The organism is Acidovorax sp. T1, assembly GCF_002176815.1.
Taxonomy (GTDB): Bacteria; Pseudomonadota; Gammaproteobacteria; order Burkholderiales; family Burkholderiaceae_C; genus Acidovorax.
The window spans coordinates 2,395,830-2,409,358 of record NZ_CP021648.1; the positions used below are offsets into that span (position 1 = coordinate 2,395,830).

General features: G+C 60.3%; 21 protein-coding genes. All 21 read left to right on the top strand.

Going from position 1 to position 13,529, the window contains the following annotated elements:
* The first annotated feature begins 241 nt into the window (after positions 1–241).
* The gene (locus CCX87_RS11110; RefSeq protein WP_087746310.1) at positions 242–493 is read left to right on the top strand and encodes a hypothetical protein; all 252 of its coding nucleotides are present in this window, start codon (positions 242–244) and stop codon (positions 491–493) included.
* 89 nt (positions 494–582) lie between these two features.
* The gene (locus CCX87_RS11115) at positions 583–837 is read left to right on the top strand and encodes a hypothetical protein (protein ID WP_087746312.1); all 255 of its coding nucleotides are present in this window, start codon (positions 583–585) and stop codon (positions 835–837) included.
* Positions 838–949: 112 nt separating this feature from the next.
* Complete coding sequence (locus CCX87_RS11120) at positions 950–1,261, top strand: hypothetical protein (RefSeq protein WP_087746314.1); 312 nt, start codon at positions 950–952, stop codon at positions 1,259–1,261.
* On the top strand, positions 1,258–1,428 hold the full coding sequence (locus CCX87_RS20860) for a hypothetical protein (RefSeq protein ID WP_157667126.1): 171 nt from the start codon (positions 1,258–1,260) through the stop codon (positions 1,426–1,428). Before CCX87_RS11120 ends, CCX87_RS20860 begins: the two co-directional genes overlap by 4 nt.
* Positions 1,429–1,586: 158 nt before the next feature.
* Positions 1,587–1,790: a hypothetical protein gene (locus CCX87_RS11125; RefSeq protein ID WP_087746316.1), complete on the top strand. Its 204-nt coding sequence runs from the start codon at positions 1,587–1,589 to the stop codon at positions 1,788–1,790.
* 64 nt (positions 1,791–1,854) lie between these two features.
* On the top strand, positions 1,855–2,022 hold the full coding sequence (locus tag CCX87_RS20865) for a hypothetical protein (RefSeq protein WP_157667127.1): 168 nt from the start codon (positions 1,855–1,857) through the stop codon (positions 2,020–2,022).
* A gap of 88 nt (positions 2,023–2,110) precedes the next feature.
* Entirely contained in the window at positions 2,111–3,739 is a 1,629-nt protein-coding gene (gene istA / locus CCX87_RS11130) for an IS21 family transposase (RefSeq protein WP_087744503.1), read from the top strand.
* Positions 3,736–4,500, top strand: coding sequence for an IS21-like element helper ATPase IstB (gene istB / locus CCX87_RS11135; protein WP_056269326.1), 765 nt, complete (start codon positions 3,736–3,738; stop codon positions 4,498–4,500). The genes istA and istB overlap by 4 nt, the downstream gene beginning before the upstream one ends.
* 254 nt (positions 4,501–4,754) lie before the next feature.
* Entirely contained in the window at positions 4,755–5,636 is an 882-nt protein-coding gene (locus tag CCX87_RS11140; protein WP_087746318.1) for a hypothetical protein, read from the top strand.
* A gap of 76 nt (positions 5,637–5,712) precedes the next feature.
* Entirely contained in the window at positions 5,713–6,105 is a 393-nt protein-coding gene (locus CCX87_RS11145) for a hypothetical protein (RefSeq protein WP_087746319.1), read from the top strand.
* Between the two features lie 290 nt (positions 6,106–6,395).
* The gene (locus CCX87_RS11150) at positions 6,396–8,774 is read left to right on the top strand and encodes a primase-helicase family protein (protein ID WP_157667128.1); all 2,379 of its coding nucleotides are present in this window, start codon (positions 6,396–6,398) and stop codon (positions 8,772–8,774) included.
* Positions 8,771–9,004, top strand: coding sequence for a hypothetical protein (locus tag CCX87_RS11155; RefSeq protein WP_087746324.1), 234 nt, complete (start codon positions 8,771–8,773; stop codon positions 9,002–9,004). Before CCX87_RS11150 ends, CCX87_RS11155 begins: the two co-directional genes overlap by 4 nt.
* Complete coding sequence (locus CCX87_RS20870; protein WP_088132927.1) at positions 9,004–9,249, top strand: hypothetical protein; 246 nt, start codon at positions 9,004–9,006, stop codon at positions 9,247–9,249. Before CCX87_RS11155 ends, CCX87_RS20870 begins: the two co-directional genes overlap by 1 nt.
* Positions 9,249–9,446 carry a hypothetical protein gene (locus tag CCX87_RS11160; RefSeq protein ID WP_087746326.1) on the top strand — a complete coding sequence of 66 codons (198 nt, stop codon included), beginning with the start codon at positions 9,249–9,251 and terminating at the stop codon, positions 9,444–9,446. Before CCX87_RS20870 ends, CCX87_RS11160 begins: the two co-directional genes overlap by 1 nt.
* Before the next feature lie 19 nt (positions 9,447–9,465).
* Positions 9,466–9,675 carry a hypothetical protein gene (locus tag CCX87_RS11165; RefSeq protein ID WP_087746328.1) on the top strand — a complete coding sequence of 70 codons (210 nt, stop codon included), beginning with the start codon at positions 9,466–9,468 and terminating at the stop codon, positions 9,673–9,675.
* A gap of 34 nt (positions 9,676–9,709) precedes the next feature.
* Positions 9,710–9,877 (top strand): hypothetical protein, encoded by a 168-nt coding sequence (locus CCX87_RS20875; protein WP_157667129.1) that lies wholly within the window; start codon positions 9,710–9,712, stop codon positions 9,875–9,877.
* 61 nt (positions 9,878–9,938) lie between these two features.
* On the top strand, positions 9,939–10,931 hold the full coding sequence (locus CCX87_RS11170; RefSeq protein WP_087746330.1) for an AAA family ATPase: 993 nt from the start codon (positions 9,939–9,941) through the stop codon (positions 10,929–10,931).
* A 13-nt stretch (positions 10,932–10,944) separates the two neighbouring features.
* On the top strand, positions 10,945–11,775 hold the full coding sequence (locus CCX87_RS11175) for a hypothetical protein (RefSeq protein ID WP_087746332.1): 831 nt from the start codon (positions 10,945–10,947) through the stop codon (positions 11,773–11,775).
* A gap of 4 nt (positions 11,776–11,779) precedes the next feature.
* Positions 11,780–12,529: a hypothetical protein gene (locus tag CCX87_RS11180; protein WP_087746334.1), complete on the top strand. Its 750-nt coding sequence runs from the start codon at positions 11,780–11,782 to the stop codon at positions 12,527–12,529.
* Positions 12,529–12,708, top strand: a complete 180-nt coding sequence (locus CCX87_RS11185; RefSeq protein ID WP_087746336.1) for a hypothetical protein — start codon at positions 12,529–12,531, stop codon at positions 12,706–12,708. Before CCX87_RS11180 ends, CCX87_RS11185 begins: the two co-directional genes overlap by 1 nt.
* Positions 12,705–13,529 (top strand): FAD-dependent thymidylate synthase, encoded by an 825-nt coding sequence (gene thyX, locus CCX87_RS11190; RefSeq protein ID WP_087746338.1) that lies wholly within the window; start codon positions 12,705–12,707, stop codon positions 13,527–13,529. Before CCX87_RS11185 ends, thyX begins: the two co-directional genes overlap by 4 nt.

Consider the following 13,529-nt stretch of genomic DNA (forward strand, 5'->3'; position numbering starts at 1 on the left):
AAGATTACGTGCTATAGAAACGATAGCAAGAATCTGGGTGCGGGGTTTTTTTGGAAAATTTTTGTTGCGGGCGGCTGCGTGAGGCTCTCCCCTACCCCGCGCCGATCCGCTACCCCACTTCGGATTCGGCTTCCAGCTCCGGGATAGGGGACCCTAAGCCCGAATACCACGACCAGCAAGCTGGTCGTCTGTGTGCGTTGTTTGAGCGATCTTGCTCTTTCATCTTCATTGGAGTTCCACCATGTCCGCTTCCACCACCTTCGGCCGTTCCATTGGCGCAGCTATCGGCAAGAGCGCCGCTTACACGGCACATGCCGCCATCCGCACCGCGCAGGGCACAGGCCGCTTCGGCCAGGACGTCCTCGCCGGTACCACCGAGGGCTACACCTCGAAGGCCAGCGAACTGGCCGAGCGTCGGCTGGCCCTGGCTGCGCAGCGCCAAGCGCCCGTGGCGATCACCGTCACCAAGTCCAAGCGCCGCGTCACTGCGTAACGCAGTGTTGAGCCCCTCGGGGCTCAACACAAACCCCGAAGAGCATGGGCCCATGGGGCTCACCGAAATCGTTTATCTAGGAGAGATTCATGGCCAAGTCCAAAGCACTCATCGCCGCCGAGGCACAGATCGCCGCGCTCAATGCACGGCTGGACACCGCACGCACTGTGTATGTCAACCAGAAGGCGCGCATCGCCGAGCTCGAGGCCGCGCTCAACACGCGCGGGGCCAAGCCTGCCGCGACACCCACCGTGTCGCGCTACACCGACCGCGCAGGGCGCGTGTGGGAGAAGACGCGCGTGGGCAGCCACGCAACGTCGCGCCTCGTTGAGGCCGCGCACTGAAAACGCACGCGGGGCTTAGGCCTCGCGCTATTGATTTAGTAGCTGCGCACTTCGTGCGCGGCGCAAACCCGCATGGGGCTTAGCTCTCATGCTACTTAAATAGGAGCATCCAATGATCGATGCAGTGATTTTGTTCGGAGCGATGAATGTGCTGTTCGAGTTCATTCTGTTGTCGATGGTCCCGCCGAAACATCGGCTTCGGTTGCTCGGCAATCGTAATAGTCAGGCACTATTGCACTTCGCTACCCTATTAATAAACCTCATGATTCACTGGGGGACGTTGATTGGAACGATGAGCGGAATCTTCTCGTTCATCTGCTCGATCGGCACTGTCGCGGTCGCGCGATTGGTGTTTGGCTACATCGAGCACGGTCGTTACTACAAGGTCGGACTCGTGAAGTACCACAAGGAGGAATTGGTATGAACGACTTCGCACCCATCACGCCCGAGTCAGTCGCGGCGATCCGCGCATTCCTCGAAGCAGCGGAAAAGATCGATGCGCTCGCAGTGCATCTGCCGGCGCATCGAGTTGATCAGATCAGAGCGATCAGACACGCGCTGTTTGACGCAGTGTTCGGAGTCGAGCAATGACACCACGCACCCGCTCCTATCCGTACCCAGTGCAAAGCCCAAGCGCGCACTGGTTCGTCACCGCACTGCGCCGCATCTGGCGCTGGTGTTGAAGACAACGAGCAGCAAGCTGCTCGTCTGTTTGCGTTGTTTGGGCGATGTTGCCCTTTGGAGGATCTATGAACAACGAATGCCGCGCATGCGGCGCTTGGAGCCTGCGCGCGTACTGCCAACCGTGTGTCGATGAAGACACCGCGCAGACGGACGCATGGGAGCGTCGCTACGTCGAACGCTGCGACCGCGAGTTCGACGACGGCGCTTACGAGCGCAGTCAGCAGCGCAAAGAACAGCGCTACTTGGAGAACGACGCTAACTGGCCCTAGTGCTCAGCGATCTGGACATGTCCAGATCAGTGCGCACTCGCACTGCAACAACAGGAAACAAACCATGGCCACCATCAAAGTCACCATCCGCCAGAAACGCATCGTCTATGACGACAGCATCTCGCTCACCTCGTTCGATGGCGAGACACGCGACCTCGTCGATGACGAGTCCGACCCCCTGATGGCCACCCAAATTCCCCCGTCTATGGCCACCTCAAACTCCCCCACCTGAACTGATCGGGGATAGGGGTTTAACGCCGGCGTCGTCGGCACCTGTTGGCAGGACATTGATCCAGTCTTCCCCGAGGGAAGGCCAAGGAGTGAATGTCTTGAAGTCCAACCAACGCGCCACCATAGAGACACTGCTGGAGCGCAACACATCGCAACGCGAGATCGCCCGCATCACGGGCATCGACCGCAAGACGGTCAGGAGCTACCACCAGCGCTGGCTGGAGCAACTGCAGTCAAATTCCCCCGGGGTGGCCACCGGCTCGGCAGGTCAAATTCCCCCACCCTGGCCACCGGCTCCTGGGCCGGTGGCCACCTCCCTGTGCGAACCCTGGCGCGAGTTCATCGAAGCCCAGCTGCGGCTGAAGCGAAACGCCACGGCCATCTACCAGGACCTGGTCGACCAGCACGGCTTTGATGGCCAGTACAACTCGGTCAAACGCTTCTGTGCAAAGTTGCGGCACAAGGAGCCCGAGCAGTTCGATCGCCTGTCCTTCCTGCCCGGCGAGGAGATGCAGGTGGACTACGGCGAGGGCGCGCCCACCCGCGTGCCCGGCAGCGACCGGTACCGCAAGCCCCGCCTGTTCGTGGCCACCTTGCGGTATTCCCGTGCCAGTTTCCGGTGCGTGGTCTGGAAGTCCAGCCAGCAGATCTGGGCCGAGCTGCACGAGCGGGCCCTGCGGTACTTCGGGGGCTGCCCCCAGTACGTGGTGCTGGACAATCTGAAGGAAGGCGTCCTCAAGCCCGACCTGTACGAGCCCGATCTCAACCCGGTGTACGCCGCCGCCCTGGCGCACTACGGCGTGGTGGCCGACCCGGCGCGGGTGCGAGACCCCAACCGCAAGGGCACGGTGGAGCATGCCATCGGCCATACCCAGGCCACGGCCTTGAAGGGCCGGCGCTTTGAGTCCATCGAGGCCCAGAACGAGTTCCTGGCGCACTGGGAGAAGAGCTGGGCATCCAAGCGCATCCACGGCACCGAGCGACGCCAGGTGCAGGCCATGTTCGAGGAAGAGCGCAGCCACCTCAAACCCCTGCCAGTGCTGGGAATGCAGTATTTCGACGAGGCGGTGCGCACCGTCTGCGACGACAGCTGTGTGCGGGTGGATCACAGCAGCTACGCCGCTCGCCCGGCGAACATCGGCTCCAAGGTGTTGGTGCGCATCTACGCCCAGCGCATCGAGATTCGTGACATGCACACCCGTGCCTTGCTGCGCACCCACGCCAAGGCCGAGCGTCCCGGCACGGTGATTCTGCCCATGGAGGAGCGGGTGTTCAATCCGTCTCGCGAGACCCGCCTGATCCTGCGTCAGGCCGGCGAGATTGGTGAGCACGCCAGCCGGCTGTGTGAGCTGCTCTTTGCCATCGAGGGTCGTGTCGGGCAGCGCAAGCTCTGGGGCATTGTGGGACTCATGCGCCGTTACCCGGCGCACTGCATCAATGCCGCCTGCGCCCAGGCCCTGGAGCAAGGGGTCTACAGCTACAAGCGCGTGCTGGCGCTGACCGAAGCCCTCTTTGCCCAGGCGATGGCGGCCATCGAGGCTACCTGCGGCGAAGCACCCGCCGCCGGTGCCCACGCGCTGACGCAGCAGCATGAGCTCATCCGAGACGCTGAGGAGTACAGCGATCTCTTCGCGCTCGCCGCCGCCACGGCAAACACCACCACCACCACCACCACCACCACCAACAACACCACCAACGCACCGGGAGTTCAGCCATGAACATGATCGAGATCGAACGCGCGCTGCGCGAGCTGCGCCTGTCCGGCATCGCCGAGACCCTGTCCACCCGCGTGATGCAGGCCCAGGCCGCCCAGCAGCCTTTCCTGGAGACCTTCGCCGCCATGCTGCAAGACGAGCTGGACCGCCGGCGCTCTCGCCTGACCGAGCGCCGCTTCAAGCGCTCGGGTCTGGATGAGCGCCCCTCGCTGGCTGACTTCGACTGGCGTTTCAACCCGAAGCTGCCGCGCAGCGCCTGCTTCGAGTTGCACACCCTGAAGTTCATCGGCGAGGGGGCCAACGCGCTGATCATCGGCAAGCCGGGCACCGGCAAGAGCCATGTGGCCAAGGCCGTGGCCTACCAGGCCACGCTGCAGGGCTATGACGTGCGTTACCTGGAAGCCGACACCGAGTTCGCCCGTTACGCGCTGGCCACTACGGCAGAGCGCACCGAGCTGCTCAAGGACTGGGTCGCGCCGGACCTGCTCGTCCTCGATGACCTGTTCCTGGCCAGACGCATCAGCGAGCATGCCGCTGAAGTCCTACAGGCCATCGTGCACCAGCGCTACAAGCTGCGCCGCGCTGTTCTCATCACGTCCAACCGCGTGGTGCAGGACTGGGGCAAATACCTCGGCGACGCCACCATGGCCAGCACCATCCTGGATCGCCTCATGCACCGCTGCGCGATGCTGGAGTTCGAGGGCAAGAGCTACCGCCTCAAGGAGGCCGCTGCACGCATCGCCATCACACCCGAGTCGTCATAATCCGACCGTCCTGCCTGGGGGAATTTGGGGTGGCCAAGGGTGGGGGAATTTGACCTGGCCATCGGGGGACCCCGAGACCTTGCTTATTCGCAAGGTCGAAGGACTCGCACAGCTGCTCGGCTGTAGCGAGCAACACGCCCAGCGCTTGATTCTCGAACGCTGCGAACTCCCCATCTGATCTCAGCCTCGTGTGCTCTTCATCGAGCACACCGGGATGCGTTCCTGCATCGTTTAACTTAAATAGAAAGTTCACCATGTCCAAGATCACCACTTCCACCGCCACGTTCTGCCTGTTTGATTTCATCCGTGATGTGCCCAACCCAGACGTTGCTGCGCAGATCGCCCAATCCACCGCATGGCGTATCGACACGCTCATCCAAGGTGCTGCGCGTCAGCTGTTCAAGGCTGTGCGCGAAGACCAGTACAAGAAAGGCGTTGATGGTCTGGCCGAGTTGTCGATGGCCCTCAAAGAGCAGGCATTCGCCGAATATGCCTTCGAAGATGCTGGCTCCATCACCACTGGCCCTGTCGCCACCATCAAGGAACTCATGCTGCACCGTGAGGGCGCCTACAACCTGGCATCAGAACTCACCTCGTTGTGCATCGACTACCAAGGTCGACCCAAGTCGTTTCAGATCCCTGATCTGGATGATGTGTTCTTCAACGAGGTGAACCTGAAGGTGCGCCCGCAGACCAAGCGTCGCATTGCGATGAGCGTCGAGCGTCGTGCTAAGGCGTACGACCTCACGGCTGATGAGACACAAGCACAAGTTGCACGCCGTGTGCAGCGCGAAGAAGACAAGCTGAAGGACGTAGGCCTCACGCTGCAAGAGCAAGCTGGTGCGGTGTACGAGATGTTCCGCCAAGCGTGCGCAGTCACGCTGGATGCCGAAGTGGGTCAGGAGTTCCACACGATGGACACCAACAACCAGCGCACGCTGATCGAGTCGGCTATGACCGCAGCGGATCGTGCTGAAGAGTACGCCACGTCGTCGACCAACCTGTCGGACGCCGAGTTCGACGACGTGTGCATGTGCGTGCTCAACGTGAACAAGCAACTCAAGCTCGTGCTGAACAGCTCGCGCTTCAAGACGCATGCTCAGCGCGAAGCTGCTGCCGCCGTGAACGTCGGCTAAGAGATGAGAGCGTAGGGCGTAAGCCCTACGCTCTCATCGCGCGGGGTAGAGTTATGGGCCTTGAAGGAGAGATGAGATGACAGATACCGAGTACAACAGCGAAGAGTTGATCGAGCTGGTGGCAGAGTTTGCCGAAATCCCAGGACATCTCAGCGAAGATGATGACCGTTGGGTGGTCCCTCGGCTAAGCGCAGCAGATTACGACCGTACCGGCCTAACACGCGGGCGTACGTGGTGGGACCCGCGGATAGACAACGGCGATGCGATGCAGCTTGCTGTACGCCTCGGCATCGATACGTATACAGCACACATAAGCCTCAGTGGCAAACGTACAGTCAGTGCCGGAAAAGTGGATGGCCCGGGTCTAGGCGTCGAATGCCTTAGCAAATCAACCGGCGACAACCTAGCTGCAATGCGCCGCGCGATCTTCGGGACCGCCGTAAAAATGGCGCAAGAAGCGTCGTCCTGAGCCCTTAGAACTTACGCTCTTCGGGGCCGAATCTTTTTCGTTTCCATATACATAGTACTTAGTACTTAGTTTTATATATTTATATTCTCTTAAGAGTTTATATTTATAAGTATAAGAGTATAAGGTATTAAATAGGTAGTAGGATAGTGTCCCCACCAGGTGCTGTGCCTGGACGTGCGCCCTCTGCTCGAACATCTGCAAAAGATCCACAAAGATAGACCATGAACATCATCTTCCTCGAGGCCTCTGTACCCCTCACCAAGACCTACTCAAAATCATCCGGCGCTGTCGTGAAGACCCCCTACCCATTCGTGTGGGAGTTCACCTCGCACTCCGAGCCGTGCAAGTCGCTCGTCGAGCTCGAACATCTGTTGAAGACTCACGCAGCACTCGGCCACTGTGCGCTGAAGGGTTCGATCGCACGCCCACTGGTTAAAGAGTCTCGCGCTGGCAGCACAGACACCAACAGCACGACCGAGTGGCTCGTACTCGACCTGGACGGGCTGCCCGAAACCATTGACCTGGTCACCCCGTCAGGCAAGTCGCAGAGTGCGCCGCTCACCATCGATTTGTTTCTGGCTGAGATGGGCCTGGCCGACATCAGCTACATCGTGCAGTACTCAGCCTCATACGGCATCGAGAACCAGCGCCTGCGCGCTCACATCTTCATGCTGCTGGACAAGCCCTATGCAGCTCCGCTGCTCAAGCAATGGCTCATCCAGAAGAACCACGAGGTGCCCCTGCTCCATGGCTCCATGGGTCTGACCAAGACAGGCAACTCCATCTCCTGGCCGCTGGACATCAGTGCATGCCAGAACGACAAGCTGATCTACATCGCACCCCCAGTACTCAAGGGCATCAAGGACCCGATGGGCAAGACGCCGCGCATCTCGTACGTCAAGCGCAAGCACGACAAGCTCAGCCTCAACGGCCTGGTGTCCAGCTCCAGCAAGAACAAGGAGCTGAACCACAAGCGCATCGCTGACCTGCGCGAAGAGTCCGGCCTCCCAGCCCGCAAGATCACCTACAAGATGCACGGCAGCACCGAGGTCATGCTCAAGCCTGACGAGTGCATCATCACCGAGATGAAGACCGAGCGCGGCTTCGTCTACTTCAACCTCAACGGAGGGGACTCATGGGCGTACTACCACCCCGAGAACGCACCGGACTACATCTTGAACTTCAAAGGCGAGCCCGCCTATCTGACCAAGGAATTGTTGCCCGACTATTGGCAGCAACTGACTGGAACCGGTTCATCGACGCGTGTCTCCTCCAACGGTCTAACCTATCTCGCTTTCCTCGACCGCAGCACTGGGGTCTACTGGCGTGGGACGTACGACGCAGCCGCCGACTTGCTGGACATCACGCCAGCAAAAAACGAGACACAGCTGCGTCACTTTGCCAAGCAATACGGCGTGCCTATGGGCGACTTCGTCCCAGAATGGGACCTCACGTTCGATCCCACCGACATGGTGCGCGTCGACGTCCAGAACCGCACCGTCAACAAGTTCCAGCCTACGCAGTACATGCTCAACGCCGGCACTAAGTCACCCAAGGCCATCCCCAAGACGATCCACAAAGTCATCTGGCATGCCCTGGGCGGCGAGCAAGCCATCTTCGACCACTACATCAACTGGCTGGCTACCATCGTGCAGACGCGCGACCGCACACGCACCGCGTGGGTCCTGCACGGCACGGAAGGCACAGGTAAGGGCGTGATGGTCGGTAAGATCCTGCGCCCGCTGTTTGGCGGCCACGTCGCGCTGCGCCGCATGGAGGAGCTCAACGAGAAGTACAACCAGTTCATGCAGAACTCGTTCCTTGTCTTCGTCGATGAGGTCCAGACCAAGGCGCTACAGAACGAGCAGGGCGTCATGGCCAAGCTGCGCAACTTCATCACCGAGGACACCATCCCGATCCGGGCCATGTACTCGAATGATGTCATCGTCCACAACTACACGAACTGGATCTTCTCTTCCAACATGTCTGACCCTGTCAGCATCAAGAAGGGTGACCGCCGCTTCAATGTCGGCAAGTACCAGTCAGTGAAGCTGCAGATGACTGACTCCGAGATCGACGGCATCGAGAAAGAGCTGCAGGCCTTCTATGACTACCTGGTGAACTACCCGGCCGACTTCGAGCTGGCCGGTCAGATCATCCAGACCGCAGACCGTGACACGATGATCTCGATCAGCGAAAGCTCGATCGACACGGTGGGCTCGGCGCTGCTGGAAGGCAACTTCGATTTCTTCATCGAACAACTGCCGACCGACAACAGCCACCTGCGCAACGCGCTGCAGGCCAACAAGGTCAAGGACTACGAAGACGTGCTGCGCAACGCCATGGCGCGCACACAACCCAGCGGCGATTGCGCCGTGGCACGCGAAGAGCTGCGCACCTTGTTCGACTTCACCGTGGGCGGTATGCCCACCAGCCCGAACAAATTCACGTCACTCCTCAAACACCACCGCATTCACATGGATGCTGTATGGGTCAACAACAAAACAGTCCGGGGAATCAAAGTACGCTGGAAAGACATGGCACAGTTCCCGACCTATCTGAGCCAGCACCTCGCGTCGCCGAACTCAAGCGCATCTTCCGCGCCTACTTCGACGACTACCCCAAAACTCGCCGGCAAGCGCGCACCGAAAGCTAAGGAGGCAGTGTGACCGTCGTACTCACCCTGACCGACATCACCGAGCACCCGCCGCCATTCAGCTCCGTCGTCCGCATCGCGCCCCGCGAGTTCGTCGTGTTCGCCAGGCGTACGGAGAACACTGGCTGCAAGGACTGCGCGTTCGTGGATGATGACCCGCGGTGCAAGGCCGCAGAGTGCTTCGGCGGCATCTACATCCCGAAGGACAAATACCTCGAGATGCGGCTGCTAGGAGAACTGTGATGGCCGAACTTGCATGGACCACCATCGCTGGTAAACGCGTGCTGCCCGTCCTAGGGCACGAAGGGATGTGCGGCACAGCCGGCACGCGGCGTACGCGCATAAATTGTGCGTTCTATGATATGGCGTACGGCGACTGCCTCGCACATAACGGCTGCGAAGCAGACACATTCCCAAACGACACGATCTTCATCACTGAAGATCAGCTCCCTGAGTACCCGGCACGCAAATTAGTAGGAGACCTGTGATGGACGAAAACCTCATGCTCGTCAGTAACCCGCCGCGCTGGGCCATCATCGCCGCCGGCAACCGCGCCGGTGACCGCCCGGTGGTCAACGCTCAGCCCGCCGCGCTGGTCAATCGCTTCGTCCGCATCGACTTTGAAGTCGACCTGGAGGACCAGCTCCCTGAGTACCTGGCACGCAAATTAGTAGGAGACCTGTGATGGACGAAGACCTCGTGTCATGAAGACAGAAACCATCCTCGGTGAACAAGTCGTGCGTGTGGACGGACTGGACAGCACCTGTACCGTCGCTAACAACTCGATCTTGGTCTGCGCGTTCTATGCCAGAGACTGCCGGCTTTCGGGCAGCCTGGCCTGTGGATTTAGCTCCGACATCTTTATCCGCCCGGACCAGATTGTTGACTACCTAGCCACCAAGCTCGTGTCATAATCTTTCATCTTTTTCGATAACAAGTGGACCACCCATGAAACTTCGCCTCTTCGCTCTCCGCAACACCTCTACCGGCAAACTCGTCGCTGACACCTACTTCAGCGACAAGCCTGCTGCCAAGCGTGAACGCGATGAGCGCAACAAAGCCGGCGGCACTTACGTCGTCACGCCAGGCCCAGACCACCGCCGCTTTAACTCGTAATCGTTTATCTCACGCGGACCCGCATCCGCTCTATTTCCCGGAACGACTGAAAGGAAACCAAATGCGCCCCTCCCAAGTAAAACTCGCCCTCCAGCACCTCGTCGCCCGCCAGCGCCCCGCCTTCGTCTGGGGCCCAGTAGGCGCAGGCAAGTCCGACGTCGTTGCCTCAGTCGCCGAAGACCTCAAGCTCGAACTCCGTGACGTTCGCCTGAACCTCATGGACCCCGTGGACCTCAAGGGCTTTCCTGTTGTGCGCGGCACGGGCAAGAACGAAGTCATGGCCTTCGTACCCCCTGACTTCCTGCCCACCAAGGGCAAGGGCATCCTGTTCCTGGACGAAATGAATAGTGCGCCCCAGTCCGTCCAGGCTGCGGCGTACCAGCTCATCCTGAACCGCAAGCTGGGCAACTACACCATGCCTGACGGCTGGGCCATCATCGCCGCCGGCAACCGCGCTGGCGACCGCTCGGTGGTCAACGCCCAGCCCGCTGCGCTGGCCAACCGCTTCGTCCACATCGACTTTGAAGTCAACCTGGAGGACTGGAACCTTTGGGCCATGACCAACGACATAAGCGACATCACCCGCGGCTTCCTGCACTTCAGGCCTGAGCTGCTGCACTCGTTCGATGCAACCACCAACCCGCGTGCGTTCCCGACGCCACGTTCGTGGGCCTTCGCCGATAGCGTGCGCCAGTCAAATCTGTCGGCCGACACCGAATTCGATCTCATCAAAGGCTCCGTCGGCGAAGGCGCCACTTCGGAATATCTGGCCTTCGCCCGCATGGCCAGTGAGCTGCCCACTGTGGACGAGATCCTGCTGAATCCTGACAAAGCGCGCGTGTCAGACAACCCGTCGACCATGTTCGCCGCCTCAACCATGCTGGACAGCAAGGCCACGCCCAACACACTGGGCCGCCTGATGACCTACATGGCTCGCCTGCCTATCGAGTTCCAGGTGTTGTTCATGCGCTCGGCATGCGGCGCCAATCGTGACCTGCTCAAGACTCGTGAAGCAATCAAGTGGCTCAGCTCGAACCAAGCAGTGCTGATTTGACGAAAGAAACAACATGATCCAAAACCGCTCTATGCTGGTCGATCTCACGATCAGCCGCTGGACCGCCGTCAAGCACGACCGCACTGTGTCGGCCGAGGTGGACCAGACGCACGCCGCCAAGCAAGGCGGGCGTTATAACAAACACCTGATCGACAAGGCCCACCTGGCCGCTATCGACAGCGTCGCCAATGAGCTGCGCAAGTACCACTACTCGCGCACGCTCCCTTGGACCGACAAGGGCCACCGCATCCTGCCCGCAGACTTGTTCTTCGATTACCAGCAGGAGCTGACGAAGTACAAGCAGCAGTTCCAGACGGCTGTCTCTGACTTCGTCAAGCTGTACCCCCAGCTGGTCCAGGACGCGCGCCTGCGCCTGGGCACGATGTACCGGCCCGAGGACTACCCACAGCCCAGTGACTTGTTCGGCATGTTCGACATTTCTCTGGACATCGCCCCTGTGCCTGACGCTAACGACTTCCGCGTCGATGTGGCCCAGGAGACCCAGGACGAAATCCGCGCGCAGATCACCCAGGCCGTGGCCACGCGCCAGGCCAAGATGGTTAAGGACTGCTGGAGCCGCATGCGCGAAGTCGTCGGCCGTATCGCCGAACAGTGCGGCAAAGAGAAAGGCGTTATCCGCGACTCACTCATGGACAACGCCCGTGACCTGGTCGCCGTACTCGGCGGCCTGAACGTCACCAACGACCCAGAGATTGCCGCCGTCGAGAACGACATCCGCGACAAGCTGCTGGTACCCACAACCAGGCTTCGTGTCTCCCCCGGCGCTCGCGTTCAGACCGCACAGATTGCACGCGAGCTGCTCGAGCGCATGCCACAGGAGTAAGCCCATGTCATGGAGCAACAACTGCTACAAGCTCCCGCGCATCGCAGATTACGCGGCTGCTAAAAAGCGCTTCGACGACACGGCGCAACCGCGCACGTCTCGCTGGGGCACTTTTCAGCGCCCATTGGACGGCGCAAGGGCGTACCACAAGCGCATACAGTTCGACCCTTCGAATCAGGCGTATGAGCTGGTGCTTTACCACACACCGCTGGTGACGTACTACCCGGACGGCGCTGTCGCTGTGAGACCTGACAGCAGAAAGACGTCACGTGAGTTTCTCTATGCGACGCTGCCCCTTGGGCTGTCCGTAACAAGCCACGCGGACGAGACGATGGTCGTCGCCCACACCCTCGAGGGCCAAGCCTGGTATTCCGTAGCAGTCGGCGCCCTGCGTTTCGAACATTGTGGCAACCACCTGTGGCGACTCACCAGCCCAGCTGACCAGCGCGTGCGCGAGCGCATGTGTCTCAAACGCGCAGCCCTGGTGCGCAAAGCTACCAAGCCTTTTCTTGACTGGGTTCAGACAACCCGGGCGCTATGTGGCGAGCCCAGCACAAAGCCGAACGCGGTTCCGAAATACCCCGACAGCCTCGACGCATTCCAAGACACCGAACTGTGGCCCAGGCTCGCAGTCCGGGTTCCTGACCGAGCCACATGGATGCAAGGCGCCTACGACGCCTTCGGTGCGCGCACAGAGTTTGCAATCAGCAACCACGAGCCGCCTCGTCGTGGCCGTCACCCAAAGTTCAGCTGATGCTGACGGCACAAGAACAGAAAGAAATCCTGCGGCTCGCCCGACGGCTGGCCCAGGTTGGCCGCGCACGCGTCGAGATGAAGTGGCGCAACGGCCTGTCGCGCAAAAACATACACCTCGACCCGACCGTCAAAAAGGCCGAGGAAAAACTCATTGAATATTTGAAGGAAGTCGGATGAAGCAAGCTGAAATTACAGTCGAGTATCTGGATCACCTTGGAACGGACCTTACGGTCGTAAACGCCGCCCGCACGTCGTTCGGGAAAGAGAGTGATTGGGTGTATGCCTACCCACCCGCAGACGCAGAAGGCAATCAGCTGGACCATGAACCACCCCATGTACTAAGCCAGGCCGACGCCAACCTCATCCGCTTCCTGGCCACGGGGTTTCGCACCCAGGACTGGGACGCGCTGCTCAAAGAGATCATCGACCACGCGCAGCACGGTAGTGAAGGTGAGTTGACCGAAATCCTCCAGCACTACAAAAAGTCTGCACAGCACTGGGCACCCTTCGCTCACCCGCACATGCAGATTCGCATGAAGCTGCCGATGTTCCTGGCTCGCCAGTTCGTCAAGCACCAGGTGGGTGGTGTGTGGTCCGAAGAGTCACGCCGCTACATGTCCAGTGAGCCGGAGTTCTGGTTTCCAAAAGAGTGGCACGGTCGTCCTGAAGACATCAAGCAGGGGAGCGGGTATGTCATCGGCCCGCAGGTATTTCAAGACGACCTGTCAGACCGAGCTGAAAAGGTGGCGGTGCACGCCTTGGACACCTACGAGGAGATGATTGCAGCCGGCGTTGCCCCCGAAGAAGCCCGTATCGTGCTGCCCCTGAACACCATGACCACGGTGACCTGGACCGGCTCGCTACTGTTCTGGAGCCGCGTGTGCAACCAGCGCCTGGACAACCACGCCCAGAAAGCTGCAAACGAGCTGGCACAACAGATCGCAGCCATCACACAACCGATATTCCCGGTCAGCTGGGCGGCACTGGTGGGAGAGTGA